We start from the raw sequence: 23,254 nt of genomic DNA, 5'->3' as shown, positions 1-23,254 counted from the left end.
CCCTGGTTTTAACCCGCCCTTCCCCTCCAAGGAACAACTCAGCGGGCAGGTTCTTCGGCGCGCGAGGCCAGGAATCGCACCAGGGCCTGGGCCTTGGGGATCAACGTGTCCACCTCGATGTACTCCTCCACGGTGTGGAACCCCTTGCCGCGGGGCCCCAGCCCATCAATGGAGGGAATGCCCATACCGGACGAGGTACTGGCGTCCGAGCCACCGCCGATCAGCGGCGCCTCGGAGTGCCCCAGCCCGGAGGCGTGGGCACAGGCGCCATAGGCCCCCATCAGCGCCACCGAGGCCTCGGAGCGCTCGAGCGGCTCACGGGACACCCCGCCCCGCAGCTCGATGCGCGTGCCGGGGATGCCCGAGGCCGCCTGCGAGGCCGCGTCGTGACAGCGCTGGAACAGCTCCTCGCCCTCCCGGCGCGTACAGAAGCGCAGGTCCACATCCGCCTCGGCAAGGTCCGGCACCGTGTTCTTGCCCTGCCCTCCCACCACCCGTCCCACATTCACCGTCAGCCCGCGCGGATAGTCCGTGAGCTGCTGCACCGCATCCACGAAGCGCGCGAGCGCCCACAGGGCATTGGCGCCCTCCTGGTGCGCGTTGCCGGCGTGGGCGGCCTTGCCATGGGCCACGGCCTTCACCGCCCCGGTGCCCTTGCGACGGGTGATGATGGCGTCCCCCATGCGGCCGGACTCGAAGACGAGGCAGGCCTGCGAGCCGGCGATGGCGCCGCGGATGACGCCCTGGCCCTCGGGCGAGCCCACCTCCTCGTCGGCCACCACCACCAGCCGCAGGGGCGGGAGCAGATCCAACCCTCCCGAGGCCGCCAGCGCCCTGAGCGCCCACGCGATGACGACGAGCCCTCCCTTCATGTCCAGCACGCCGGGCCCTCGGCGCAGCGCCCCGTCCTTGCGGTAGCCCTCGAACCTGCCCGGGGGGAAGACGGTGTCCAGGTGCCCCACCAGCGCCAGGGGCGGCACCCCGGCACGGCCTCGGGAGCGGAACACCAGGTGATCCGCGAACCGCGTGCTGACCACCACCTCGGCGAAGAGCCCTGGCACCATGAACTGCTCGCGCAGGAGCGCTCCCACCCGCCGGCCGCCGTCCGGGTTCTCCGTGAAGGAATTCACCTCCACCAAAGCGGCCAGCGCCTCCTCCATCTCCCCCAGCCTGCCGACCAGCCAACCGGCCGCCGCCTCTCCGAGCTCGCTCATGAGGTCTCCACCGCGAAGCCTTGCCCTCGCCCCCCTGGGCATACGCCAGGCAGCCAGCGGGGGAAAAGGCCCCGTGTGGTCGCTCCCCCGGCACACGACACAAGCGTCGCCGCCGCCCGGAAGCTTGCCGGGGGCGAGGGCGGTCCGCATCCCTCCTGGAAAGGGAGGATGAAGATGGCGGACAAGCTCTGGATTCTGGTGGGCAATGCGAGCCGGGTGCGGCTGTTCTCCGCGGACGAGAAGGGTGAGGATTGGAGGCTCGTGGAGGAGTTCCGCCACGACGAGAGCCGGGCGCACAATGGGGACCTGGCGGAGCAGCGGGACAACCCCAACGCGGGCACGCTGCATGGCCCCCCTGTCGAGACGGAGCCGGACGCGCGCAAGGAGCTGGAGCACGATCGTTTCGCCCGCGAGCTGTCCGGGCACCTGGACCGCGGCGTGGACGATCACCGCTTCGAGCGGCTCATCATCGCCGCCCCGCCCGAGTTCCTCGGCAGGCTGCGCAAGGCGCTCAGCAAGAGGGTGCTCCACCGGCTGATGATGGACCTGGACGCGGACTACTCCAACGTGCCGGCCCGGGACTTGCCCAACCGCGTGCCGGTCATCTAGTCGACGACAGGAGGCCCGGGGCGCCAACGCGCTCGGGGCGCGGGAGACACGCGGCGAGCGGCAACCCGGTATAAGAGCGGGCCATGCCGTCGCCGCGTGCCGTCATCCTCGACCTGGGTAATGTCCTCGTCTTCCACGACAACGCCCTGCTCTTCCACCGGCTGGGGCAGCGCGCGGGGCTGCCGCCTCAAGAGGTGGCGCAGCGGCTGACGGGCGCGGGCTGGACGGCGGCCAACCGGGGCCTGCTGGACGCGGAGGGCATCCGCAAGGACGTGTGCGGGGCGCTGGGCCTCGAGCTGCCCATGGAGGAGTTCGCCCCGATTTGGAGCAGCCACTTCACCGTGCACGAGGCGGTGCTGCCGCGCGTGGAGGGGCTGGTGGGGCGGGTGAAGCTGGTGCTGCTGTCCAACACCAACGCCCTGCACGTGGCCTACGTGCGGCCTCGGCTGCCGCTGCTCCAGCGCTTCGACGCCGTGCTGATGAGCTGCGAGGTGGGCCACGTGAAGCCCGAGCCCGCCTTCTACCAGCTCGCCCTGGAGCGCGCGGGCTGCGCGCCCCACGAGGCCGCCTTCTTCGATGATCTGCCCGAGTTCGTCGAGGCGGCCAACGCGCTCGGCATCCGCGGCCACGTCTTCACCGACGCGCCAGCCTTCGACGCGCAGCTGAAGGCGCTCGGCCTCTAGAAGAGGCGTGGGGCTTCGGCGGACTACAGGTAGCGCTTCACGGGGGGCTCGCTCCGAGCCGCCTCCGTACAGGCCTTCAGCGCCGGCAGCGCCAGCACCGCGTCGCGGTAGGCCTGGCCCACCGCATCCAGCTCCACGTCATAGGTAACGAACCGGGTGACGACGGGGGCGTAGAAGGCGTCCGCGATGGAGAAGGCACCGAAGAGGAAGGGCCCGCCCTGCCCGAAGCGGGACCGGCAGTCGTTCCACAGGGCCTGGATGCGGGCGATGTCCTCGGCCACGCCCGGCGCGCGCCCCTGGCCCGGCTTCCGAGCGAGGATGTTCATCGGCATGTTCTGCCGCAGCGCGGAGAAGCTCGAGTGCATCTCCGCCGTCACCGAGCGCGCCACCGCGCGCGCCTCCTTGTCCCAGGGCCACAGCTGCGCCAGGGGGAACGTCTCCGCCAGGTACTCGCAGATGGCCAGCGAGTCCCAGAGGGTGAGCGCCCCATGGCGCAGCGCGGGCACGCGGCCGCTCGGCGAGTGCTGGGCGATCTTCGCCGAGGTATCCGGCTCGTCCAGCTGCACCACGACTTCGCGGAAGGGCTGCCCCGTGTGGGCCAGCGCGAGGTACGGCCGGAGCGACCAGGAGGAGTGGTTCTTCGAGCCGACGATGAGCGTGAGTTCGGACATGCGCCGCACCTTACCGCCCGGGTGCGTGCGTTCAACTGCCTGGGCGGAGCTGGGTGATGATGGAGCGGACCCGGGCCAGGAAGGCCGGACGAGAGCCCTGCCGCCGCGGCTCGACGCGGAACACCCCGACGGGCAGTCGGATGTTCTTGAGCTCGGCGCGCCCCAACCGCACGGCGTGAGGCAGCGGGTGGCCTTCCACCTCGCGGGCCAGCGGCTCGCTGACGTAGAGGGTGCCGGGCCGGGCCAGCGACTCGATGCGCGCCGCCAGGTTCACACCCTCGCCGAAGACTTCTCCGTCCCGGTGCACCACCGGGCCCAGGTGGGCGCCGATGCGCAGCGACAGGCGCTGCTCCGGAGGGGCCAGCCGATTGCGCTCAGCCACCGCCTCCTGGAGCGCGAGCCCGAAGCGCACCGCGGACAGCCCGCGCTCGAACTCGAGCAGGAAGCCATCCTCCAGCACCTTCACTTCGTGCCCCCCCTGACGGGGCAGCAGCTGCCGGACGAGCCGGCCATGCTCTTCGCGCAACGCCAGCTCCAGGGCCTCACCTCGCAGCGCCTGGGAGCCGGACACGGCCATCGCCGTGAACATGATGGCCCTGACCTCGGGGCCTTGGGGTTCCGGTGCCTCCACCATGTACAAACCTCTCTCCCCCCCGGGACCGGTGGGAATGTTAGCGCATGAACAGATCCTGATCCCAGTCGAGGCGCTTTCCGGCGAGAACGACCGCCGGCAGCCTCGTGGGAGGAGCACTGCCTACCTGGAGAGGGAATCGCTGCTGTTGGACTCCATGAGACATGATCATCGCTGACGCGACGCGCAAGCCTCGTGTCTCGAGGCGCACACCCTGCCCTCGCGTCCCACCCGCCTGCGTCGGATCCAGGACCTAGGCTCCGCCGAGGCCGTAACGGGCTCCGGGGCCTGAAATCCGAGGCCGGCGCAGCATGGCGCTTGAGTCAGGAGCCAAGAGGCCGGAAGGTTCGCTGGAATGCCCGTGAAGCACCACATCTACCTGGTTCCCGGCTTCTTTGGCTTCACCAACCTGGGGGAGCTGGTCTACTTCGGCCACGTCCGAGACTTCCTCCAGGCGGAGTTCGCCCGGCGGGGCATCGAGGCCGAGGTGGTGGCCATCCGCTCCCACCCCACCGCCTCCATCCGGCAACGGTCGGTGGATCTACTCAAAGGTGTGCAGGAGACGGCCAGCGCGGATGACGGGCCGCTCCACCTGATTGGCCACTCCACCGGAGGGCTGGACTCGCGGCTGTTCATCAGCCCGAGCGCCGCGCTGCGCGAGGGGATGGAGCTGGAGCCCTTTGCCAGCCGGGTGCGCTCGGTGGTGACCGTGTCCACCCCCCACGCGGGCACGCCGCTGGCGTCCTTCTTCATGGGGCTGTTCGGGCAGCAGATCCTCAAGCTGCTCTCGCTGTTCACCGTGTACGTGCTGCGCTTCGGTCGGCTGCCGCTGAAGGTGGCCTTTCGGCTGGGGCACCTGCTGTCACGGGCGGACAACCAGCTCGGCTGGAAGCAGACGCTGCTGGATCAGCTCTTCGATCAGCTCCTGGGGGACTTCTCGGCGGACCGGCGCGAGGCCGTCTCGCGCTTCCTGGGAGATGTGGGCAAGGACACCTCCTTGATTCCCCAGCTCACCCCCGAGGGAATCGACCTGTTCAACGCCGGGTGCGAGGACCGGCCCGGGGTGCGGTACGGCTCGGTGGTGACGCAGTCGCGGCCGCCCTCGTTGCGCACCCGCCTGTCCGCGGGGTTGGATCCGTACGCTCAGATTACCCACACCGTCTACGCGTTCCTCTACGGCCAGACGCTGCGGATGCCGCTGAACCAGATTCCGCTCCACACCGCCGAGCAGACGGCGGCGCTGGTGCAGGCCTACGGCGCGCTGCCGGGGCCGCAGGCGTGTGATGGCATCGTCCCGACGCGCTCCCAGGTCTACGGGAAGGTGATTGGCGCGGTGCGAGCGGACCACCTGGATGCCATCGGGCACTTCGATCAGCCGTCCCACCAGCCGGCACATGTGGACTGGCTCATCTCGGGCTCTGGCTTCCGTCGTCCCCAGTTCGAGAAGCTGTGGAAGGACGTGGCGGACTTCCTGCTGGAAGAGCCCGTGAGCACCCACCCCAAGGACAGGCCCGTCCTGTAGCGGCTCAAGCGCCGGAGCGGCCCACGGTGACGCCGCGCACGGTGTGCACCGCGGCGTCCACCTCCGCGAGGATGCGGCGCGCATGGAGCAGGAACACCTCGCCGGCGGGCAGCAGACGCATGCCGCGCGGCGTGCGCTCGAAGAGCGGGGTGCCGAGCTCGTCCTCGAGCGCCAAGATGTGACGGCTGAGCGGAGGCTGGGTGATGTGGAGCCGGCGCGCGGCGCGACCCACATGGCCCTCTTCTGCTACCGCGACAAAGGACTGGATGTGCGTGAGGCTCACGGCTGCCAAGGGTAGCGCGGGTGCGGGGCCGTTGCCACGGGCTGCCCCGGGGTGTTCCCCCCCGAGCACCGACTCCATACCGATACAGCATTGGACGGTGCGACGAGGCGGGTGCCACCTTGCCGCGCATGGGAATTCCATTGTTCAAGGGGACCGAGGTGGAGCGCCTGCGCCTGGCCGGGCAGGCAGCGGCCGGGACGCTGGCCTGGGTGGCCGCGCGGCTGGCGCCCGGAGTCACGACGGGGGAGATAGACGCGTGGGTGCGAGAGGACACGGCCCGGCGCGGCGGCACGCCCAGCCAGCTGGGCTACAAAGGCTTCCCCGCGTCGGTGTGTACCAGCCGCAACCACGTGGTCTGCCATGGAATACCCCGTGCGGACGAGCGGCTCGCGCCGGGGGACATCATCAACGTGGACGTGACGACGTGCCTGAACGGGTACCACGGAGACACCTCGGCCACGTTCTTCATCGGCGAGGTGTCCGCGGACGCGCGACACGTGGTGGACGTGGCGCGGCGATGCCGGGATGTGGGGGTGTCCGTCGTGCGCCACGGCGCGAAGCTGGGGGACATCGGGGCGGCCATCGATGAGCTGGCGCGGGCGGAGGGCTGCAGCGTGGTGCAGGAGTTCGGAGGGCACGGCATTGGCCGCCAGATGCATGCCCCGCCCCACGTGCCGCACGTGGGCAAGCGCGGCACGGGCATCACGCTGCGCTCGGGGATGGTGCTCACCATCGAGCCCATGGTGAACCTGGGGCGCCCGGGCATCCGGATGCTGCCGGATGGGTGGACGGTGGTGACGGAGGACGGCAGCCTCTCGGCCCAGTTCGAGCACACCGTCCTGGTGACACGCGAGGGCTGCGAGGTGCTCACCCGGCTACCATCGGCTGTTGCTTCCATGCACCTGGCGCCTGAGCAGACGCTCGGAGCCTAGTTGACCTCATGGGTCCTCACTGGGGATGCACGGCCGCAGGAGGAGTCTGAGAGGAGCCCGCAGTCGCCACACGCTGGAGCTCGGCACGCAGCCAGTCCCTGAAGAAGTAGGTGCTCGTGAAGGAGAGTTCCTTTTCTGTGCCGACACCTGCGATTCCCACCAGCCACCTCTGGCCCGCGTCTTCCCGGAAGCAGGGCCCGCCAGCGTATCCGTTGTAGACGAAGGCCCCCTGCTGCTCGTAACGGATCCTTCCGTCCACGCTCCCAGGGACCTTGGTAACCTTGTTGCTCCTGTAATAGCGGAGCTCTGGCTGGTCGCGAAAGCGCGGGTCATCGCCATAGCCTGCCATCACGAGCATTTCATTCTCCCGGACTTCCGTCTCGGGAAACGGGATGCGCTCGACAGGTTCCTCCTCCGGTGAGTCGAGGACGATGATGGCGAGGTCGGCCCGAGTCGACAGGACGGCGCCTTGCTCATTGAGTTCAGTCCGGAATGCGGGATGAACGCGGACCGTGCCCTTGAGGTGTCGTATCGTGGCTGACGCTGGCTGCTCGGTGGATTTCCAACCCTCCCTGGTGCCGTAGCGAACCCTCCTCATGAACGCGCTCTCGGCACAGGCGGACGGGCCAATGAGGCCCTTCTCAGGCCGCCCCTGCGAGGTGACGTACCGCGGAGGGCACACACAACTGGCTGCGGTCAGGGCCACTCGAGGGCTCAGGAGAATCCCGCTGCAGTTCGCCCAGACAATCTCGTCATCCGCCGCGAGCATGATGGTGGACGCATACCGGTTGCTGACGTCCACCTTCCCTGCTGCTGGGCCACCTCTGAATCTTGAGGCAATGGCGGGTTCCCAGCCGTCTGGGAGGAGGATTGAACCCGCATCATCCAAAGAACTCGAGGGCGGTGCCGACTGAGAGAGAGGCACCGCCCCATCGCCTCCTGATCCCCCTCTGGCGGGTGGAGCATCCGTGCTGCGCTGCTTGCATCCCTCCGCGAAGGACACTCCGACGACGCATGCGAGGAACACTCCAATGGGTGGCAACGGAAGGCGCACCTCAGCCTCTCAGGGATGGAACCACTTGGAGCCAGGATACTTCGTTCCCGTGGCTCACCGCAGCATTGCCCACCCGGTACTGTAACTCTCTGCTCTGACTGGGTCCCCGGATGGCCCTGGGATTGATTCGGCATTGGTGACGACAGGTCCGGTTCGGACACACCCTCCTGGTGACACGCGAGGGCTGCGAGGTGCTCACCCTGCTACCCTCCTCTGGTTCTCCCGGACTCCAAGAACTTGAACGGATTCTCGGAGTCCGAAAGACAGCCTCATCTTTTACTTATGAACGTTCATAAGTGAAAGACAGCTTCATCTTTCCGTCACACCCACAGATTCTCCAAGCGGAGTCTCGCAGCGCGGACGGTCAGTCCAGGAGCGTGGACTCATTCCGCAACTGTTTGCCCTTGCTCACTCGGGACGGCCCGCTGGCACATGGGCTGCACAAGCCAATGTCAGCTGTTGGTCGACATGACTGAGAGCAATCCAAGGAGAAGCAAGCATGAACAATATGTTGCACGCTGCATTTACGTTGTCGATGAGCCTTCAGCAGAACCTCGAGGTGCTTCGCAATCTCGCGGCTCAGCAGAACCTCAACCACTTCCGGATCGGCCAGATCTACAACCACATCGTGGACAACAAGCTGGCCGAGAAGGAGGCCAAGAAGAGTTCTCAGCAGTGGTTCAGTGAGAACGTCAAGACGCTGTCGCAGGCGGTTCTCAGCACCTGCGGCGCCGTGGCGCGCGCCTTCACCGAGACGACCTGCGAGCGCTACGGCGTGAACAACCTGTCCTCGCTGCTGGCTTACGCCAAGGCCTGCAACTTCAAGCCCTCGGCGGACGAGCCGGGCCCCACCCCCATCGCCGTGCCGCAGAAGGATGGCTCGGTGGTGGAGAAGCCCTTCTCCGAGTGCACCGTGGAGGAGCTGAAGCTGGCCACGAAGAGCAAGCGCACCCCGCTGCCCGTGCCTCCGTCGGAGCTGGAGCAGATCCGCATCCAGACCCTGCGTGAGAGCGTGGCCAAGTACTTCTCCGAGGCTTCGTCCCGCACGCGCGTCAACTCGCGAGTCTACATGGGCACCGCCTATGTCACCCTGCAGGACGTGCCGGTGCTGGAGCTGGAGAAGCTGGCCGAGGCTCTGATGGACGGCCTGGTCGCCGCCATCACCACCCAGGCACGCCCGCCTGCGGCGACCATCTCGGAGGCACATGCCGCGCAGTGAGTCGTCGAAGAGCGTGACGGCTCACGAACCCCAGGCCTTCTCTTCGGAGCAGCTCACACGGCTTCCGAAGAGAGGGCCATTTCCTCGATTCCCGTTTTTCGCGAGCCTTGCGGTGCTAGACTGGCCATCACTTCGAGGCCATGTCCAGTTCGTTCCTCAGCGCCGATAACGAGATGCCCGTGCGGCTCGCCGCCTTCCAGCGGCTTGAGGCGCTGACACGGCTTCACGGACCCGAGCTGGATTGGGAACTCCTGCGGCCCGGATTCGTCTTTCGCGGGGAGACCTATCTCTTCGCCACTCGCGCCAAAGGCATCTTCCGCCCACGCCAGATGCGCGGCAGCGCCTTGTCCATCAAGACGATTGTGCCCCGGGGCAACCGAGAGGTGCCGTACGACGATGCCGCCGAGGACTCCTACAAGGGGATCTTCACATACCGTCTCGAGGGCCAGGATCCGCGGAACCACGCCAACCAGCTCCTGGAACAGGCGTATCGCCAGCAGACGCCCCTCATCTACTTCCTCGGCACCCGCCCGGGGCGGTACAAGCCCCTCTGGCCCATGTACATCGCCGACTTCAATCCCCAGGACCTCAAGTGCAAGGTCGTCAAGCTGGGGACGGACGACCTCTCATGGATGGCAGCCTCTGGGCCGGCGCTCCATGACGCCGAGGCAGGAGCTGACTTCATTCGCCGTCAGTACGTGACGGTCCAAACCAAGAAGCGGCTCCACCAGGCGCTGTTTCGGGCACGCGTCCTTCACGCCTACGAGAGACGCTGCGCGGTATGCCTCCTGCCTCACGAGCCCCTTCTCCACGCAGCTCATATCCGCCCGGACAGTGACGAGCTTGGGGAGGCCACCGTGCAGAATGGGCTGGCGCTCTGCTTGCTCCACCACGGGGCCTTCGACGCGGACCTGATGGGCATCCAGCCTGATGGGCACATCGAACTATCTCCCACTCTGAGAGAAGCGCGGGGCACGCCCATGAACGAGTGCGCATTCCAAGCCTTTGCCGGGAAGCGCATCTACATCCCCAACCGCCAGGAGCATCAGCCGAGCGCCCAGTTCCTGGAGGAGCGCTATCACCGCTTCCTTCAGCAGGCCGCTTGAGGCTCGCCCAACCTCATCGGAAAGCATCCACGATGGCGATCACCGCGTAGACGTCCTCGATCACCGCGACGCCCGGGCGCGAGCCCTCTTGCTTCGTCAATCCACCCTGCGACTCACGAGCCACCGCGCAGATGGGAACACGCTCCCCACCCTGGTAGCGCGCCTCGTAGTAGCGAATGACGACATCGGGTCCCCCCGTCCAAACATGCCCATACAACAAGGTCCGTTCCGGAAAAGGGCCCAACTGCGAGCTGAGGCGCCCTTCCACGGGCCCATCGGTGAGGGTGATGGACTCGAGCCTTTCCTTGTTGGCATCCAAGACGACGAACGCCGTGTCTCCCGGGTGCAGATTCAACAGCTTCATCACCTCCAGGGCTTTATCGGGGCAAGCCTCTGGCCCAGGACTCCCGTCCGCGCGGACCGAGATACCCGAGCACCCCAGGCTCCAGCACACCACAGACAGGACACCTACCTGCATGGGCTTCCAGAACATCACCACTCTTCCCTTTCCGCCCAGCGGGCGACCACCTGGTCTCACAACATGAGCTTGTCCACGGCAATATGCCTCACGCCATCCTCCCTGAAGATCTCCAAGAGGTACGGCTGAGCGGCATCCTTGGGTGAGGCGTCGGTCACCAGCGCGATGCGCCCGGTATCTCCCGGCGGCAAGGACGCGCGCTGCACCCGGAGAGAGAACCCCTTGGGCTTCTGGGTGACGCTATGCGTGAGCCGGATCTCACTCACGCTCCATGAGAACCGTGGATCGTGATTCGTCACCGTGAGCAGGACCGCGACTTTCCCCATTCCCTGCATGGCCACCACGGTTCCCGTGAGGCCCGTTTCACGGATGGACCACTTGCGGGAGCCCTCCTGAAGCCGTGTCAGCCTCTCGGCCCCCATCACCAGCAAAGTGGCCAAGGCATGCTCGACGGATAGCTCCTCCTTCACGCGACGCTGGAGGTCCGCGTGCTGCCGCTGTCTCTCCTCCTGGATTTCCCGCCAGTGCTGGCGGAGCGCCTCGCAGGAGGCGGGATCCGGGAAGACATCCACCTGCCCATCCACCCGCTCCCGATCGGAGCGCAACGTGAACGGGAGCAGTTCTCCCCCCGCGAGCCCCACGGTCAGCCGGAAACGGTCCTCGGGTGCCAGCTCGTGCAGGGGATACAGGGAGATGGAGCGGTCGCCGATGAGCAGCGGCTCGAAGCGCGCCTCAGCGCCTTCCAGCTTCGTCCGCCGAGCATCCACCGGCGCCTCGAAGCGCAGCGTGGTGACCGTGCGCGCCCAGACGAGGATGTCCGGTACCTCTTCCCCCGGCTCCCCCGACAGGTAGAGGCTGCGCTGGCGCAAGCGCCGTGGAGCAGGAGGTGCGCCCCCCGCTGCCAGCCCCGCGAACAGCGGCAGCAGGAACACCCGCCGTGTCACCACGGGCCCCAGTCTCCCATAGACCTCTCGATGTTCGTCCATCGTGACGGGAGGCTACTCAAAACGTCGCCTGCCCACCACCCTACCTGCGAAGTCCCTCCCGTCCGGTCCAGCCCCAAGGCCGTGCCCGAAGCAGGCTCAGCGCTTCTTCACCGAGTCCAGGAAGCGCACTTCCGTCACGACGGTGCCGTCCTCGGCCAGCAGCTTCACGGGCACCCACGCCTCGGCCTTGTCCCCCTTCTGCTGCAGCGCCTCCTCCATCGAGGCGAACACCTCCGGGGGCGGCTCGCACACCGCGTACACCGTCCCCTTCCCCTGGGCGCGGAAGTCCGCCTCCACCCGCTTCACCAGCGAGCGGTACGCATCGGGCGGAAAGCGCCTCAAGAGCAACAACCCCGCGGTCAGCTCCGCCAGCGTCATCTGCACGCCGAAGTAGAGCCCTCCCACGTGATTGCTCGTGCGCCGCTTGAGCGGCACGGACAGCCGCGCACGTGTCTCCGTCACCTCGTCCACCCGAATGCCCAGCCCGCTGGCCGAGGGGATGATCCGCGGCAGCGCCGCGCTCAGCAGGAGGTTCGCCGCGCCCGGAGACACCTGGCGCAACCGCTCGATGAGGTCCATGGGTCGCACAGCCCTCGTCCTAGGAGGCCCGACCCCGCCCCGTCAACCCGACAACCCGTCTACAGTGCGCGCCCACGGAGGGCACATGGCGCGGCAGGACGCGGACGTCATCATCATCGGCGCGGGCGTGGCGGGGCTCACCGCCGCGCGCGCACTCACCCGGGCCGGAGCCTCCGTCCGGGTGCTCGAAGCCCGGGAGCGCGTGGGGGGACGCACCTTGAGCCAGCCCGTGGGCGGCGACACGGTGGACCTCGGCGGCCAGTGGGTGGGGCCCCACCAGCGCCACGCCCTGCGCCTGGTGGAGGAGCTGGGCCTGAAGCGCTTCGCCCAGTTCCACCATGGCACCAAGGTGCTGCACGTCCGCGGCGAGCGCCGCACGTACCGCGGCAAGGTGCCGGCGCTGCCGCTGCTGAGCCTGCTGGACTTGCAGCGCAACATCTGGCGCCTGGACGGGCTCGCCCGCCGTGTGCCGCTCGAGCACCCCCATGCCGCGCCCAGAGCCGCCGAGTGGGACGCGCTCACCCTGGAGTCCTGGAAGCAGCGGCACGTGCCCAGCTGGGGCGCACGGGCCGCGCTGGACATCGCCACCCGCGCCATCTCCGGCGCCGAGCCGAGCGAGCTGTCCTTCCTCCACTTCCTCTTCTACGTCCACTCCAATGGCGGGCTCATGCCGCTGGCCGAGATTGAGAACGGCGCGCAGGCCGAGCGGATTGAAGGCGGTGCCCAGAGCATCGCGCTGCGGCTGGCCGAGCCGCTCGGAGAGCGCGTGGTGCTCTCAGCGCCCGTGCGCGCGGTGCTCCAGGATGCCCAGGGCGTGGTGGTGCACGGCGAGGGGCGCAGCTGGCGTGGCCGGCACGCGGTGGTGGCGGTGCCCCCGGTGCTCGCCGAGCGGATGGACTTTGGAACGGAGCTGCCAGGCGCGCGCCGCCGCGCCCATGCGGAGCTGCCCATGGGCAGCGTCATCAAGGTGGTGGCCACCTACGCGCGGCCCTTCTGGCGCGAGGCCGGCTTCTCGGGCGAGGCCGTGAGCGACAAGGGGCCCGTGCGGCTGTGCTTCGATGACTCGGGGCCCAACGGACACCACCCGGCCCTGGTGGGCTTCTTCCTGGGAGACACGGCGCGAGCCTGGACGGGGCGGCCCGCCGAGGAGCGCCGACGCGCGGCGCTCGAGTGCCTGGCGCGCTTCTTCGGCCCTCAGGCCCTCGAGCCCACCGCCTACGCGGACCTGGACTGGCTCTCCGAGCCGTGGAGCACCGGCTGCTACGTGGGCCTGCCACGCCCCGGCACCCTGACGGCGATTGGCGACGCGCTGCGCGCCCCGTGCGGACGGGTGCACTGGGCGGGCACGGAGACGGCGGTAGTGGGCTGTGGATACATCGACGGGGCGGTGGAGTCCGGAGAGCGCGCCGCGGCGGAGATTTCCGCTATACAGGGCCACCCCGCAGCGCCTGGAGTCAGATCATGATCGACCTGTACACGTTCACGACGCCCAACGGCCGGAAGATCTCCATTGCCCTGGAGGAGCTGGGCCTGCCGTACACCCCGCACGTGGTGGACATCACCAAGGGCGAGCAGTTCAAGCCCGAGTTCCTGGCCATCAGCCCCAACAACAAGATTCCGGCCATCGTGGACCACGACGTGCCGGGAGGACTGAAGGTGTTCGAGTCCGGCGCCATCCTGGTCTACCTGGCGGAGAAGACGGGCAAGCTGATGCCCACGGACGCGGCCGGACGGGCCGAGGTGATGCAGTGGCTGATGTTCCAGATGAGCGGGTTCGGCCCGATGTTCGGCCAGCTCAACTACTTCTCGCGCACGGCCTCCGAGAAGGTGCCGCTGGCCATCGACCGCTTCCGGAACGAGTGCGCGCGCCTGACGGGCGTGCTGGACCGGCACCTGAGCAGCCGCGACTACGTGGCGCGCGAGTACTCCATCGCGGATATCGCCCTGTATCCCTGGGCCGCCGGGGTTCGGCAGCTGGTCCCGGAGCTCTTCAGCTCCGCCTCGGGCATCCTCCAGTGGCTGGAGCGGGTGGGCCAGCGGCCCGCCGTGCAGCGCGGCATGAAGGTGCCGGAGCTGCAGCGCTAGGGCAGCACTGGCTCCGGCGAAGTGGCCTGTCTGGGCGGGACTCAGCTCTCGCCCAGCACCACGGCCACCCTCAGTCCGAACCTTCCCGTTCCACGTTCGCGATCTGTCGGCGAAGCCACCCCAGGTAGAAATACGTGCTCGTGTACTCCGAGAACCGGACCAACTCCTGCCCCCCATAGTGCGTCTTGGCAATCCCCACCAACTCCAAGGTGCCATTGCGTTCACGCAGGCAGGGGCCCCCACTGTCACCCGCGAGGCTATACGAGGCATCCTCCCTCACCATGAGCACCTCCTTGGGCTTGTAGGGCCTCCGGATCTGGATGGGCTTACCCACCATGAAGGTGGCGCCATCCTCTGCAATGGTCGCCACCTCGTTGGAACCAAAACGGCGTCCCTGTGCCAGTCGCTCCTCGAGTTGGCTCCTGCCGAAGCCCACCAGCGTGACGGGCTGCGCGTACCGGACCTGCTCCGTCGCCAGACGCACGGGTTTGACGCCTCGGGGTGAAGAGCCCAGGACGACCAGCGCGAGATCCGCGCTGCTCGACAGCTCCTTGTTCGCGCTGTTGTAGACAATCCTCAACTGCTCATGAGGAGCGACGACGCCCGTGTAGTCATCGTTTCGAGGCTCCCCTTCAGCCTGATAGGTCAGCACCCTGACAGAGGCGGTCCGCGCACAGGTGCTCTTGTCGATGAGGGTCTGGGTGGAGAGAGTGTCGGGATTCGCCTTGTGTTGCGCGCAGACACAATGGCCGGCCGTCAGGACGACACGTGGGGCAATCAGGACACCGCTGCAAGTTCCCCTGCCGCCATCCACCAGGACCGTCGCCAGGTAGCGATTGCTCACATCGAGCTGGCTCCTCGAGATGATCGACTCGCCCAGGTCAGGCTGTATTTCGGCCGGCACATACTCGGGAGGGCGCTGCCGGGCCACCGACACCGGAGCATTTGCTCCACATGCCGTGGCAAGAAGGACGACCACCCACTCCAGGCATCGCCACACATGCAGCGCTGGCCGCTGGAAGGTGGCAGGCACCGCGGCCCTCCAGGGTGTTGATGCGCCTTCCCCCTTACTTTGGACTGGGGTCCGCTGCTTCAGCATGCCGGAGTTCCTCCCTCAGCCAGCCTTGATAGCCTTGGATGCTCGTGAAGGCCGCGCCGTCACCCAGCCAGCGGCTCGAGATCCCCACCAGCTCGGGCCCCGTGGTTGTCTGGCGAAGACAGGGCCCCCCGCTGTCCTGCCTGTAGCGGTGCCCTCCCGGCTGCTCGATCAGGACTCTCTCGTCCTCTGCCGTAGCGAGCCTCTGGACCTTGTTCCTCGTGAAGCGGCGCTCAGAGCCAGACACCCTTTCGACCTCGTCATAGCCGTATCCCACGATGGTGACGACGTCACCCACCCGCACTTCATGGTCGGCCAGAGGCATGCCCGAGAACTCCAGCGGCTTGCTCAAGCGGATGAGGGCGAAGTCCGCACGGGTCGATAGGACTCGCCCCTGCTCGTCGAGCACGATCTTCAAGGCGGGATGCGGTCGCACCGTTCCATGGCGGAGCGTCGTCCGCGAGCCCGCGCTCTGGATCCCTTGCTCGACCGTCTGAAGATATGCGAGCGCCCCAACCTTCGCGGTCTCGAAACACGCCAGCGTATCGATGAGGCTTCGTCCTCCGCTCTCCGCTTCGCCTGCCAGCCTCCGCGGGCACACGCAATGGCCGGAGGTCAGCACCAGATGGCGGCTGAGGGCGACACCGCTGCACCACGTCTTCTCCTGCTCGCCCGCGATCGCTGAGATCATGACTGCAGACAGGTAGCGGTTTCCTGTGTCGACCTCCCCCGCAAGCTCGATCAGCCGTGGATCCAGCCGCAGGAACTCCGGCTCCGCGGAGGGGTCTATCGCCATCGCTTCCAGCCCTGGCTTGCCCGGCTCGGCCGCTGAGCGCTCCCCGCCGCGAGCCTCGCACCTGCCGCAGCTCAGGACCGCCATCGCTCCCCACGCTACGAGAAAGAGCCATGCCCGCTGGCGGTTCATCCGAATGGCTCCTCCCTGTGCCTCGCCATGGCACCCCAGGCTCCCTTGCCTCGCGGACGCGGCAGGCGTGACGGGCGGCGGACGCAGTATAGCCAGTCCCTCGTGCAGGTGTCCTTGAGCGCCCACCGAGCGGGCAGGCGGAACGCGCCTGCTCCTCCCCGGGAAGTGCATGGCCTCACGTCACGAGAGTGTCCACCTCTGCCTCGGAGGCTCTCGTGAGCGAAATCACCCTTGTCCCCGAGTCCCGCTTCTCGCTGCGCGCCCTTGGCCCCGGCCTCGTCGGCGCGCTCTCCGTCACCCTCATCCACGAGGGCGCACGGCGGGTGCTGGACCATCCTCCCCGGATGGATGTGCTCGGCAAGCGCTCGCTGAAGAAGGGGGCCCGGTGGCTGGGCCTCCGCCCGAGCCATGGAAAGCGGCTCCACCGGCAGGCCCTGGTGGGAGACATCGTCAGCAACTCGCTCTACTACGCGCTCGTGGCGCTGGGCCGCCCGCGCCGCCCGTACCTGCGTGGAGCGCTCCTCGGAGGCCTCGCGGGCCTTGGCGCGGTGCTGCTGCCGCCCGTCCTGGGCCTTGGCCGTCGTCCCAGCCAGGCGCGTACCTCCACCGCGCTGCTCACCGTGGCGTGGTACCTGCTGGGAGGCCTGAGCGCGGCACGCGCCACCCGCTCGCTCACCGCGGCATAGCGCGCCCCCCGAGCTGAATGGCAGGTGACACCTCCGCCCTCCCCAGGCGTCGTCGAGGTGAAACTCGGTACCCCGTGTGCTTGCGGGCCCCGAGAGCCGCGCCAACCTTGTCGGGATATGGCCTCGGACCTCACTCGGCTGCCCCTGCGCAACGCCAAGGGCGCCTTCCACGTCGTCGTCGAGTCCCCTCGCGGCTCCACGGTGAAGCTGAAATACGAGCCGGAGCTGGGCGCCTTCGTCGTCGGCCGGCCCCTGACACGGGGCTTCCGCTACCCCTTCGACTGGGGCTTCATCCCCAGCACCCAGGGGCCCGACGGCGATCCGCTGGATGCCATGGTGTACTGGGACGTCGTGACGTGGCCCGGGGTGGTGCTGCCCTGCCGCGCGCTCGGCGTGCTCGAGGTGGACCAGAAGAAGAAGAAGGGCGGGGGCCGCGAGCGCAATGACCGCATCCTCGTGGTACCCGTGAACGCGGCGCGCTCCGAGCACCTGCGCAACCATGAGGACCTCTCCCGCCGCGAGCGGGAGGAGCTGGAGCACTTCTTCCTCACCGTGGTGGCCTTCGCGAACAAGGACGCCCGCGTCCTGGGCTGGAAGGGCCCCGCCGCCGCGGAGAAGCTCATCCAGGAGCACACGCTGGGCTAGCGCGGGCAGTCAGCGCCACCTCGCCCGGGCCGCGCCGACTGCCGCACGGAGTCCTCACGCGCTCAGTCCGGCTGGAACGCGGGCTCCTGCGCGCCGGGAGCGGACTCGCCGCTCTCGGGTGCCGCGGGGGCGGGGTTCTGCACGGAGCTCGTCACCTCGATGCGCGTCGCGGTCGGCTCGCCGCCCTGATCACGGTACGAGGCGCGCACCTGGCTGCCCTCCTCGATGTCCACGGCCCGCGCCTGGCGCCCGTCCACGGTGATCTGCGTGCCCGGCTGCACCTGGAGCCGGACCTGTGGCTCGCCCCGGATGCTCACCAGCACCTCGCGATCGTTCACCGTCAGCACCTCTCCGATGATGAGCTGCTCACCCTGAGCCTGCGCGCCGACGGCCGGAGCCTGTGCCACCGGCTGCTGCGTCGGCGGAGGAGCCTGCTGCGCCTGCTGCTGCGTGAGGTCCGCCTGCTGCTGGGCCTGCTCCGCCTGCTGCTGGCTCTGCTGGGCCAGCTCGCTCTGCTGCTGGCGCTGGGCCTCCAGGGCGCTGGCCTGGGCCTGGGCCACCGTCTGCTGCGCCTGCTGCGTCTGCTGCTGGGCCTGCTGCTGGGCCTGCTCCGCCTGCTGCGCCTCCGTCCGAGCCCGGGCCTGCGCCTCCGCCAGCTCCTGCTGGGTGTCCTGCAGCTCTCGCTGCGCCTGGGCCGCGTCCTGCTGCTCGTTGGTAGCCTTCTCCTGGGCCTGCTCCGCCTGGTCGAACGCCTTCTCCGACTGCTCCTGGGCCTGCTCGGCCGTCCGGGCCGCCGAGGCCTGCTCGCCCTGCTGCTCCGTGCTCACGGAGCGCCCTTCCTTGCACCCCGTGGTGAGGAGCAACGCGGCCACTCCGGCCGATAACCATCCCGCGCCGAATCTCATGATCTCTCCTGTCATCAGGTGGACAGGTCAAAGATGGCGCGGGTGCTCCAGACGCCTACCCCGAGCCAGACAGGCGCCCAGGGCCCGCTCTCCCGCCCGTTCGGCGAGAAGGCGCTACCGCCGCAGCCGGTTCAGCGGTATGGGCGCTGGAGTCATGCGCGTCTGCGGCCTCGACTTCGGAACCAGCAACACGGCGGCGGCCCTGCCGGACGGCCGGGTATTGCCCATCGCCACGGGGACGCGGGAGCCCCGCCTCTTCCGCTCGGTGCTCTTCTTCCCGGAGGACGAGCGCACCACCTACGCCGGCGAGGAGGCCATCACCCGCTACCTGGAGGACAACGCCGGGCGCTTCATCCAGTCGGTGAAGTCCTTCCTGCACAGCCGCTCCTTCCGCGCCACGCAGGTGCACGGCCGCACGTGGACCATCGAGGAGCTGGTGGCGGTGCTGCTGCGCCGCGTGCGCGAGGCGGCGGGGGCGCAGCTGGGCAGCCCTCCCGAGGCCGTCATGCTGGGCCGCCCCGCCCTCTTCACCCCCGAGCCCGAGGCGGACGCGCTGGCCGAGCAGCGGCTGCGCAAGGCGGCGGAGCTGGCCGGCTTCACGCACATCCAGTTCCTCATCGAGCCCATCGCCGCGGCGCTCGCCTACGAGGCGCAGCTCTCGCGGGACGAGCTGGTGCTGGTGGCGGACTTCGGCGCCGGCACCACGGACCTGACGCTCATGCGGCTGGGGCCCTCGCGCCGGGGAAAGCTGGATCGCAAGCCGGACGTGGTGGGCTCCACGGGCGTGCGCATCGGCGGAGACAGGTTCGACGCGGAGATCATGCGCCACAAGCTGCTGCCCTGCTTCGGCGCGGGCACCACCTATAGAGTCCGAGGCTTCTCGGACAAGCGGCTGCCGGTGCCCCAGCACGTGATGGCCAAGCTGCTCTCCTGGCACGAGATGTCGTTCATCCGCGAGAAGTCCACGCAGGAGCTGCTGGAGCTGATGCTGGAGTCCAGCGACAAGCCGGAGACGGCGCAGGCGCTGTACGACCTGGTGATGGAGAACCTGGGCTACCGGCTCTTCCGGGCCATCGAGCAGGCCAAGGTGCGGCTGTCGGACGCGGACGAGGCGACGGTGGACTTCGAGGAGGCGCGCATCGTGGTGCACGAGCGCATCACCCGCGCCGAGTTCGACGCCTTCTGCCAGCCGCTGCTCACCGAGCTGGACCAGGTGACGCAGGGCCTGCTGGAGCGGTGCTCGGGGGCGGGGGAGATAGACGCGGTGTTCCTCACCGGCGGCTCCTCGCAGATTCCGGCGGTGCGCCAGCTCTACGTGAAGCGCTTCGGCGAGGAGCGGGTGCGCACGGCGGACGCCTTCACCTCGGTGGCCGAGGGCCTCGGGCGGGCCTCCGCCGCGCTCGAGGCGTCCGGCCCACAGCCGGCCTGAGCTACGGCCCCACGTCCACCGTGCGCGACAGCCAGTCCACGCCGCCGCGCCCGTCCCGGGCCACCACGTAGAAGGTGATGCGCTGGGGAGTGCTGGGCGTCTGGTACTTGGTGGTGGGCTCACCCGGCCTGCCGTCCACCGGCTCCAGGGAGCGCAGCGCCTTCACCTCGCCATCCCCCGTGGCGAACCAGCTGTAGAAGACCTGCTCGGTGCGCGGCCCGTCGGGCGTGTCGTACGTCTCCAGGCTGCCCTCGGCGAGCCGGGGCCGCAGCACCAGCTCCGTGTCCAGGGGCAGCGGGCCCGCCAGCGGCGCGTCATCCAGGAGGATGTCCTCCATGCGCGGGTTCTGGTTGGGCGTCTGCGTCAGCCGCAGCGTCAGCCGCCGCACGCCCTCCTCCAGGCCCTCGGGCGTGTCGCTGCCGTCGCGGGCCTCGTAGCCCACGAAGAGCGGCACCCCCTGCTCGAGGACGGCGCGCGTCTGCGGATCATTGAAGTCCAGGGGCTCGCCGCCGCTGCCCGTCTGCGCCGTCTCCTGGAGGATCTGCTGCACGTTCGGATCCGTCAGCGACAGCTGCCCCTGCGGCAGGCTCGCGCCGTCCTGGCCCGGGCAGTCCAGCTCGTCGCCGAAGGCGTTGCCCGGCCGGCACAGCGCCAGCTCCACGCTCACCGGGCGCTCCTCCGGCGCCACGGCCAGCGCGGTGAACAGGATGGGCGGCGGCATCGCCGGAGCGTCCGGGTTGAACGTCAGCTCCGCGGGCTCGGCCTTGAGGGCCAGCACCCGGACGCGGCGAATCTCACTCTGCAGCTCGAACTCCGGGCCGCACGCGGCCACCGCCAACGCCAGACAGAGAAGGACGGGCGCGCGCATGTCAGAAGGTCCCCTTGGCGCCGAAGATCGGCAGGAGAGGCAGGCCCTCCAGGAACGCCGACTCGGAGTAGTTGTAGTTGTAGAGGATGCCTTCCTTCGCCGGGTTGTTGTAGGCGTTGGTCAGGTCCACGTACACGTTCAGGCTCCACGTATCGAAGATGAAGTTCTTGTCCACGCGGATGTCCAGCTGGTGGAAGTTGGGCAGCCGGTCCGAGTTCACCGAGCCGAACACGGGGATGAACACATCCGTGAGGTCATCCCTCCGCGCGCCGACGATGGGCGTGAGCGGGTTGCCGGAGGAGAAGCGGAAGCGCGCGCCCACCTCCCAGCCCGCCGGCAGCTTGTAGCTGCCAATCACCGTCAGCACGTGCGTCTGGTCGTTGTCGAACAGGCGCAGCGCCCCGTCCGGCCTGTCCCGCCGCTGGCTGCGGCTGAAGGTGTACGCCACCCACCCGAAGAAGCGCTCGGTGAGGGCGCGCCGCGCCAACAGCTCGAAGCCGTAGATGCGGCCGGAGCCCTCGTTGCTCAGCCGCTGGGGCACCAGCTGCCCGTCCCGCTCCACCAGCGTGTCCGAGCTGACGATGAGCCGGTGCAGGTCATTGTAGAAGAGCTCGCCGCTGATGAAGTACTCGGGCCGGGGCTGCCACTCGGTGCCCACGCTGTACTGGTAGGAGCGCTTGGCCCGCAGGTCCGGGTTGCCGAAGGAGAGGCTGGGCTCCTCGTTGATGGGCGGACCGTGGTAGAGGCCCGCGCCGCCCTTGAGCGTCACCTGCTCCGTGAGCGCGTAGCGCACCGCCAGCCGCGGATCCAGCGTGCGCTTGTTCACGCGCTGCTGCTTGAAGAGGTAGCTGCTGCTGCGCACGCCCGGCACCACCAGCAGGCCCGGCAGCGGCTTCCAGCGCGCCTCGGCCCACAGGGCGGGGAAGTACTGGTAGTAGGAGTCATCCGCGGTGAGGATCTCCTCGGTCACCTGGGGCCCGAACGGCTCGCCCTCGCGAGGCGGTGCCTGGACGCGGGCCCTCACGTCGGCGCGCGCGTACTGGATGTCCATGCCGCCCGCCAGGGTGAGCGACTCGGCCAGCGTGTACTCGGCGGTGGAGCGCAGGTCCAGGTCCAACGAGGAGATGCGCAGAAACCGGTCCCCCAGGGTGAACTCGATGAGGGTGTTGCCCACCAGGCCCTGGCTCTCCACCGTGAGCGCCGCGCCCTTGTACTGGTGGCCCAGCCGCAGCTGGTTGAAGCCCGTGGTGATGTTGAAGTCGCCGTTGACGCTCGGGTCGTCGTCCGCGGGCCGGTCGAACACCAGCCCCAGCACGTCATTGGAGGTGAGCCCCTGCAGGGTGAAGGTGTGCCGCTTGCTCGGCGTCCAGTGCAGCTTGAGCTGGGCGTCGTAGTAGCGCGGCGCCACCTGGATGGAGGGCCCGTCCTCGTTCTCGGGCACCGCCTTGAGCACCAGGTCGATGTACGAGCGCCGGCCGCCCACGGCGATGCCCAGGTTCTCGGTGATGGGGCCCTCCAGCACGGCGTTGGACTCGATGAGGCTCACCCCCACGGTGCCGTGGAAGCGGTCCATCTTCGGCGCGCGGCTGCGCACGTTGATGACGCCGCCGGTGATGTTGCCGTAGTAGGCGGAGAAGTTGCCGGGCAGGTAGTCCAGCGCCTCCAGCAGCTCCGAGTTGTACACGGAGGTGAGCCCGCCGAAGTGGTACAGCAGCGGAATGCGCTGCCCGTCCAGGAAGACGCCCGAGTCGTTCGGGCTGGTGCCGCGGATGACGAGCTGGCCGCCGTTGAAGGAGGGCCGCGCCACGCCCGGCAGGTTCTGCACCACCTTCAGCGTGTCGCCCTGGGTGCCGGGCACCTTCTGGATCTCCGCCACCTGGAGCGTGGTGCGGGTGACTTCCTTGCGCTCGCGCTCGCTGCGCACCACCGTCTCGTACTGGCTGAAGATGCGCTTCTGCACGTAGTACGTGGCCTGCGTCTCCTCGCCCTCGGTGATGGTCTCCCGGGTGCGGAAGCGGTCATACCCGCTGAGCACCACCAGCACCTCGTGCGAGCCCACCGGCACGCCCCGGAACGAGAAGCGCCCGTCCTCGTCCGTGCTGGTGGTCAGCTGCAGCTCGGGCAGGGCCACCTCGGCGCCGGCCAGGGGACGGCGGGTGCCTCGCTCCACCGCGCGCCCGCTGAAGTTCACCGGGGGCTCGGGGGCCTGGCTCGGGTCGGTTCCCTCGGGGGGCGGCGGCGCGCGCCAGACGAACTGGTAGGCGTACTCGATGCGCACCGGGGCGGGGACGTTGTCCACCTCGGCGGGCTCGAACTCGAACTGGCGCACCGCGGCCACCGCCGCCTCGTCGAAGCCGTGGCCCGCAGGCTGCGTCACCTGGACATCCGAGACAGTCCCCGTCTCGGAGATGTCGATGTTCATCACCACCGTGCCCTCGAGCTGCTGGGCGAGGGCCTCGGGTGGGTACTGCGCCTCCACCTGGCGCTTGAGGACGGGGGCCTTGGTGAGCACCCCGGTGGGAGCCCCCGCGTCGGCGGGAGGCGTGCCGGCGTCCGGGGCCTGGGCCTGGGCCACAGCCCCGGTCGCAACCAGGAGACACAGCAGAAAGGCAGGCGTTTTCATGAGAGGGCGCGATTGGCGCCCTCCC

Annotated in this window: 24 protein-coding genes; 11 read left to right on the top strand and 13 right to left on the bottom strand. The window is 68.8% G+C overall.

Annotation, left to right across the window (positions count from 1 at the left end; genetic code table 11):
• Positions 1 to 38: 38 nt before the first annotated feature.
• The gene (locus KY572_RS13300; RefSeq protein WP_224242966.1) at positions 39 to 1,214 is read right to left on the bottom strand and encodes a M20/M25/M40 family metallo-hydrolase; all 1,176 of its coding nucleotides are present in this window, start codon (positions 1,212 to 1,214) and stop codon (positions 39 to 41) included.
• Positions 1,215 to 1,388: 174 nt separating this feature from the next.
• Between KY572_RS13300 and KY572_RS13295 the strand changes: the two genes are divergently transcribed.
• Together KY572_RS13295 and KY572_RS13290 are read left to right on the top strand one after the other, a co-directional pair.
• Complete coding sequence (locus KY572_RS13295; RefSeq protein WP_224242965.1) at positions 1,389 to 1,823, top strand: host attachment protein; 435 nt, start codon at positions 1,389 to 1,391, stop codon at positions 1,821 to 1,823.
• Between the two features lie 83 nt (positions 1,824 to 1,906).
• A complete protein-coding gene (locus tag KY572_RS13290) occupies positions 1,907 to 2,506 on the top strand; it encodes an HAD family hydrolase (protein ID WP_224242964.1) in 600 nt (199 codons plus the stop codon).
• Positions 2,507 to 2,529: 23 nt separating this feature from the next.
• Here KY572_RS13290 and KY572_RS13285 read toward each other — a convergent pair whose 3' ends face one another.
• Both KY572_RS13285 and KY572_RS13280 read right to left on the bottom strand, forming a co-directional pair.
• Positions 2,530 to 3,177: a glutathione S-transferase family protein gene (locus KY572_RS13285; protein ID WP_224242963.1), complete on the bottom strand. Its 648-nt coding sequence runs from the start codon at positions 3,175 to 3,177 to the stop codon at positions 2,530 to 2,532.
• A 31-nt stretch (positions 3,178 to 3,208) separates the two neighbouring features.
• Positions 3,209 to 3,766 (bottom strand): adenylate/guanylate cyclase domain-containing protein, encoded by a 558-nt coding sequence (locus tag KY572_RS13280; RefSeq protein ID WP_224242962.1) that lies wholly within the window; start codon positions 3,764 to 3,766, stop codon positions 3,209 to 3,211.
• A 397-nt stretch (positions 3,767 to 4,163) separates the two neighbouring features.
• Between KY572_RS13280 and KY572_RS13275 the strand changes: the two genes are divergently transcribed.
• On the top strand, positions 4,164 to 5,330 hold the full coding sequence (locus KY572_RS13275) for an esterase/lipase family protein (protein ID WP_224242961.1): 1,167 nt from the start codon (positions 4,164 to 4,166) through the stop codon (positions 5,328 to 5,330).
• 4 nt (positions 5,331 to 5,334) lie between these two features.
• Here KY572_RS13275 and KY572_RS13270 read toward each other — a convergent pair whose 3' ends face one another.
• Complete coding sequence (locus tag KY572_RS13270) at positions 5,335 to 5,613, bottom strand: LysR family transcriptional regulator (RefSeq protein WP_224242960.1); 279 nt, start codon at positions 5,611 to 5,613, stop codon at positions 5,335 to 5,337.
• Between the two features lie 128 nt (positions 5,614 to 5,741).
• Here KY572_RS13270 and map point away from each other — a divergent pair, with 128 nt between their 5' ends.
• The gene (gene map, locus KY572_RS13265) at positions 5,742 to 6,545 is read left to right on the top strand and encodes a type I methionyl aminopeptidase (RefSeq protein WP_224242959.1); all 804 of its coding nucleotides are present in this window, start codon (positions 5,742 to 5,744) and stop codon (positions 6,543 to 6,545) included.
• A 16-nt stretch (positions 6,546 to 6,561) separates the two neighbouring features.
• On the opposite strand, the gene KY572_RS13260 is transcribed toward map, so the two are convergent.
• On the bottom strand, positions 6,562 to 7,347 hold the full coding sequence (locus KY572_RS13260; RefSeq protein ID WP_224242958.1) for a trypsin-like peptidase domain-containing protein: 786 nt from the start codon (positions 7,345 to 7,347) through the stop codon (positions 6,562 to 6,564).
• Between the two features lie 751 nt (positions 7,348 to 8,098).
• Between KY572_RS13260 and KY572_RS13255 the strand changes: the two genes are divergently transcribed.
• Positions 8,099 to 8,818 (top strand): hypothetical protein, encoded by a 720-nt coding sequence (locus KY572_RS13255; protein ID WP_224242957.1) that lies wholly within the window; start codon positions 8,099 to 8,101, stop codon positions 8,816 to 8,818.
• 179 nt (positions 8,819 to 8,997) lie between these two features.
• Positions 8,998 to 9,924: an HNH endonuclease gene (locus KY572_RS13250; protein ID WP_407659956.1), complete on the top strand. Its 927-nt coding sequence runs from the start codon at positions 8,998 to 9,000 to the stop codon at positions 9,922 to 9,924.
• 13 nt (positions 9,925 to 9,937) lie between these two features.
• On the opposite strand, the gene KY572_RS13245 is transcribed toward KY572_RS13250, so the two are convergent.
• From KY572_RS13245 to KY572_RS13235, 3 genes are all read right to left on the bottom strand, one after another.
• Positions 9,938 to 10,288: a hypothetical protein gene (locus KY572_RS13245; RefSeq protein WP_224242956.1), complete on the bottom strand. Its 351-nt coding sequence runs from the start codon at positions 10,286 to 10,288 to the stop codon at positions 9,938 to 9,940.
• Positions 10,289 to 10,458: 170 nt separating this feature from the next.
• Entirely contained in the window at positions 10,459 to 11,388 is a 930-nt protein-coding gene (locus KY572_RS13240; protein WP_224242955.1) for a DUF2381 family protein, read from the bottom strand.
• A 96-nt stretch (positions 11,389 to 11,484) separates the two neighbouring features.
• Positions 11,485 to 11,967, bottom strand: a complete 483-nt coding sequence (locus tag KY572_RS13235) for a DUF4442 domain-containing protein (RefSeq protein WP_224242954.1) — start codon at positions 11,965 to 11,967, stop codon at positions 11,485 to 11,487.
• On the opposite strand from KY572_RS13235, the gene KY572_RS13230 reads away from it, so the two are divergent.
• Together KY572_RS13230 and KY572_RS13225 are read left to right on the top strand one after the other, a co-directional pair.
• Positions 11,864 to 13,432, top strand: coding sequence for a flavin monoamine oxidase family protein (locus tag KY572_RS13230; RefSeq protein WP_317987844.1), 1,569 nt, complete (start codon positions 11,864 to 11,866; stop codon positions 13,430 to 13,432). The genes KY572_RS13235 and KY572_RS13230 overlap by 104 nt on opposite strands.
• A complete protein-coding gene (locus tag KY572_RS13225) occupies positions 13,429 to 14,052 on the top strand; it encodes a glutathione S-transferase family protein (protein WP_224242952.1) in 624 nt (207 codons plus the stop codon). Before KY572_RS13230 ends, KY572_RS13225 begins: the two co-directional genes overlap by 4 nt.
• Positions 14,053 to 14,122: 70 nt before the next feature.
• Here the strand turns inward: KY572_RS13225 and KY572_RS13220 are convergent, their stop codons facing one another.
• Both KY572_RS13220 and KY572_RS13215 read right to left on the bottom strand, forming a co-directional pair.
• Complete coding sequence (locus KY572_RS13220; RefSeq protein WP_224242951.1) at positions 14,123 to 15,085, bottom strand: trypsin-like serine protease; 963 nt, start codon at positions 15,083 to 15,085, stop codon at positions 14,123 to 14,125.
• A 34-nt stretch (positions 15,086 to 15,119) separates the two neighbouring features.
• Positions 15,120 to 16,073, bottom strand: coding sequence for a trypsin-like peptidase domain-containing protein (locus KY572_RS13215; protein ID WP_224242950.1), 954 nt, complete (start codon positions 16,071 to 16,073; stop codon positions 15,120 to 15,122).
• A 215-nt stretch (positions 16,074 to 16,288) separates the two neighbouring features.
• Between KY572_RS13215 and KY572_RS13210 the strand changes: the two genes are divergently transcribed.
• Complete coding sequence (locus tag KY572_RS13210; protein ID WP_224242949.1) at positions 16,289 to 16,759, top strand: hypothetical protein; 471 nt, start codon at positions 16,289 to 16,291, stop codon at positions 16,757 to 16,759.
• A gap of 117 nt (positions 16,760 to 16,876) precedes the next feature.
• Positions 16,877 to 17,404 (top strand): inorganic diphosphatase, encoded by a 528-nt coding sequence (locus KY572_RS13205; RefSeq protein ID WP_224242948.1) that lies wholly within the window; start codon positions 16,877 to 16,879, stop codon positions 17,402 to 17,404.
• Between the two features lie 62 nt (positions 17,405 to 17,466).
• Here the strand turns inward: KY572_RS13205 and KY572_RS13200 are convergent, their stop codons facing one another.
• Positions 17,467 to 18,309, bottom strand: a complete 843-nt coding sequence (locus tag KY572_RS13200) for a hypothetical protein (RefSeq protein WP_224242947.1) — start codon at positions 18,307 to 18,309, stop codon at positions 17,467 to 17,469.
• Between the two features lie 154 nt (positions 18,310 to 18,463).
• On the opposite strand from KY572_RS13200, the gene KY572_RS13195 reads away from it, so the two are divergent.
• The gene (locus KY572_RS13195) at positions 18,464 to 19,738 is read left to right on the top strand and encodes an Hsp70 family protein (RefSeq protein WP_224242946.1); all 1,275 of its coding nucleotides are present in this window, start codon (positions 18,464 to 18,466) and stop codon (positions 19,736 to 19,738) included.
• Position 19,739: 1 nt separating this feature from the next.
• Here KY572_RS13195 and KY572_RS13190 read toward each other — a convergent pair whose 3' ends face one another.
• On the bottom strand, positions 19,740 to 20,606 hold the full coding sequence (locus tag KY572_RS13190; RefSeq protein ID WP_224242945.1) for a hypothetical protein: 867 nt from the start codon (positions 20,604 to 20,606) through the stop codon (positions 19,740 to 19,742).
• Between the two features lies 1 nt (position 20,607).
• Positions 20,608 to 23,229: a TonB-dependent receptor domain-containing protein gene (locus tag KY572_RS13185; RefSeq protein WP_224242944.1), complete on the bottom strand. Its 2,622-nt coding sequence runs from the start codon at positions 23,227 to 23,229 to the stop codon at positions 20,608 to 20,610.
• Between the last annotated feature and the right edge of the window lie 25 nt (positions 23,230 to 23,254).

The sequence above is a fragment of the Hyalangium gracile genome (genome assembly GCF_020103725.1).
GTDB classification, from domain to species: Bacteria; Myxococcota; Myxococcia; order Myxococcales; family Myxococcaceae; genus Hyalangium; species Hyalangium gracile.
This window is presented reverse-complemented; position numbering and strand designations above follow the sequence as displayed.

Coding starts and splice junctions, on each gene's coding strand:
- KY572_RS13300 (WP_224242966.1), bottom strand. CDS start 1,214: ATGAGCGAGCTCGGAGAGGCGGCGGCCGGTTGGCTGGTCGGCAGGCTG.
- KY572_RS13295 (WP_224242965.1), top strand. CDS start 1,389: ATGGCGGACAAGCTCTGGATTCTGGTGGGCAATGCGAGCCGGGTGCGG.
- KY572_RS13290 (WP_224242964.1), top strand. CDS start 1,907: ATGCCGTCGCCGCGTGCCGTCATCCTCGACCTGGGTAATGTCCTCGTC.
- KY572_RS13285 (WP_224242963.1), bottom strand. CDS start 3,177: ATGTCCGAACTCACGCTCATCGTCGGCTCGAAGAACCACTCCTCCTGG.
- KY572_RS13280 (WP_224242962.1), bottom strand. CDS start 3,766: ATGTTCACGGCGATGGCCGTGTCCGGCTCCCAGGCGCTGCGAGGTGAG.
- KY572_RS13275 (WP_224242961.1), top strand. CDS start 4,164: ATGCCCGTGAAGCACCACATCTACCTGGTTCCCGGCTTCTTTGGCTTC.
- map (WP_224242959.1), top strand. CDS start 5,742: ATGGGAATTCCATTGTTCAAGGGGACCGAGGTGGAGCGCCTGCGCCTG.
- KY572_RS13255 (WP_224242957.1), top strand. CDS start 8,099: ATGAACAATATGTTGCACGCTGCATTTACGTTGTCGATGAGCCTTCAG.
- KY572_RS13245 (WP_224242956.1), bottom strand. CDS start 10,288: ATGAAGCTGTTGAATCTGCACCCGGGAGACACGGCGTTCGTCGTCTTG.
- KY572_RS13240 (WP_224242955.1), bottom strand. CDS start 11,388: ATGGACGAACATCGAGAGGTCTATGGGAGACTGGGGCCCGTGGTGACA.
- KY572_RS13230 (WP_317987844.1), top strand. CDS start 11,864: ATGCCCAGCCCGCTGGCCGAGGGGATGATCCGCGGCAGCGCCGCGCTC.
- KY572_RS13235 (WP_224242954.1), bottom strand. CDS start 11,967: ATGGACCTCATCGAGCGGTTGCGCCAGGTGTCTCCGGGCGCGGCGAAC.
- KY572_RS13225 (WP_224242952.1), top strand. CDS start 13,429: ATGATCGACCTGTACACGTTCACGACGCCCAACGGCCGGAAGATCTCC.
- KY572_RS13215 (WP_224242950.1), bottom strand. CDS start 16,073: ATGAACCGCCAGCGGGCATGGCTCTTTCTCGTAGCGTGGGGAGCGATG.
- KY572_RS13205 (WP_224242948.1), top strand. CDS start 16,877: ATGGCCTCGGACCTCACTCGGCTGCCCCTGCGCAACGCCAAGGGCGCC.
- KY572_RS13200 (WP_224242947.1), bottom strand. CDS start 18,309: ATGAGATTCGGCGCGGGATGGTTATCGGCCGGAGTGGCCGCGTTGCTC.
- KY572_RS13195 (WP_224242946.1), top strand. CDS start 18,464: ATGCGCGTCTGCGGCCTCGACTTCGGAACCAGCAACACGGCGGCGGCC.
- KY572_RS13190 (WP_224242945.1), bottom strand. CDS start 20,606: ATGCGCGCGCCCGTCCTTCTCTGTCTGGCGTTGGCGGTGGCCGCGTGC.
- KY572_RS13185 (WP_224242944.1), bottom strand. CDS start 23,229: ATGAAAACGCCTGCCTTTCTGCTGTGTCTCCTGGTTGCGACCGGGGCT.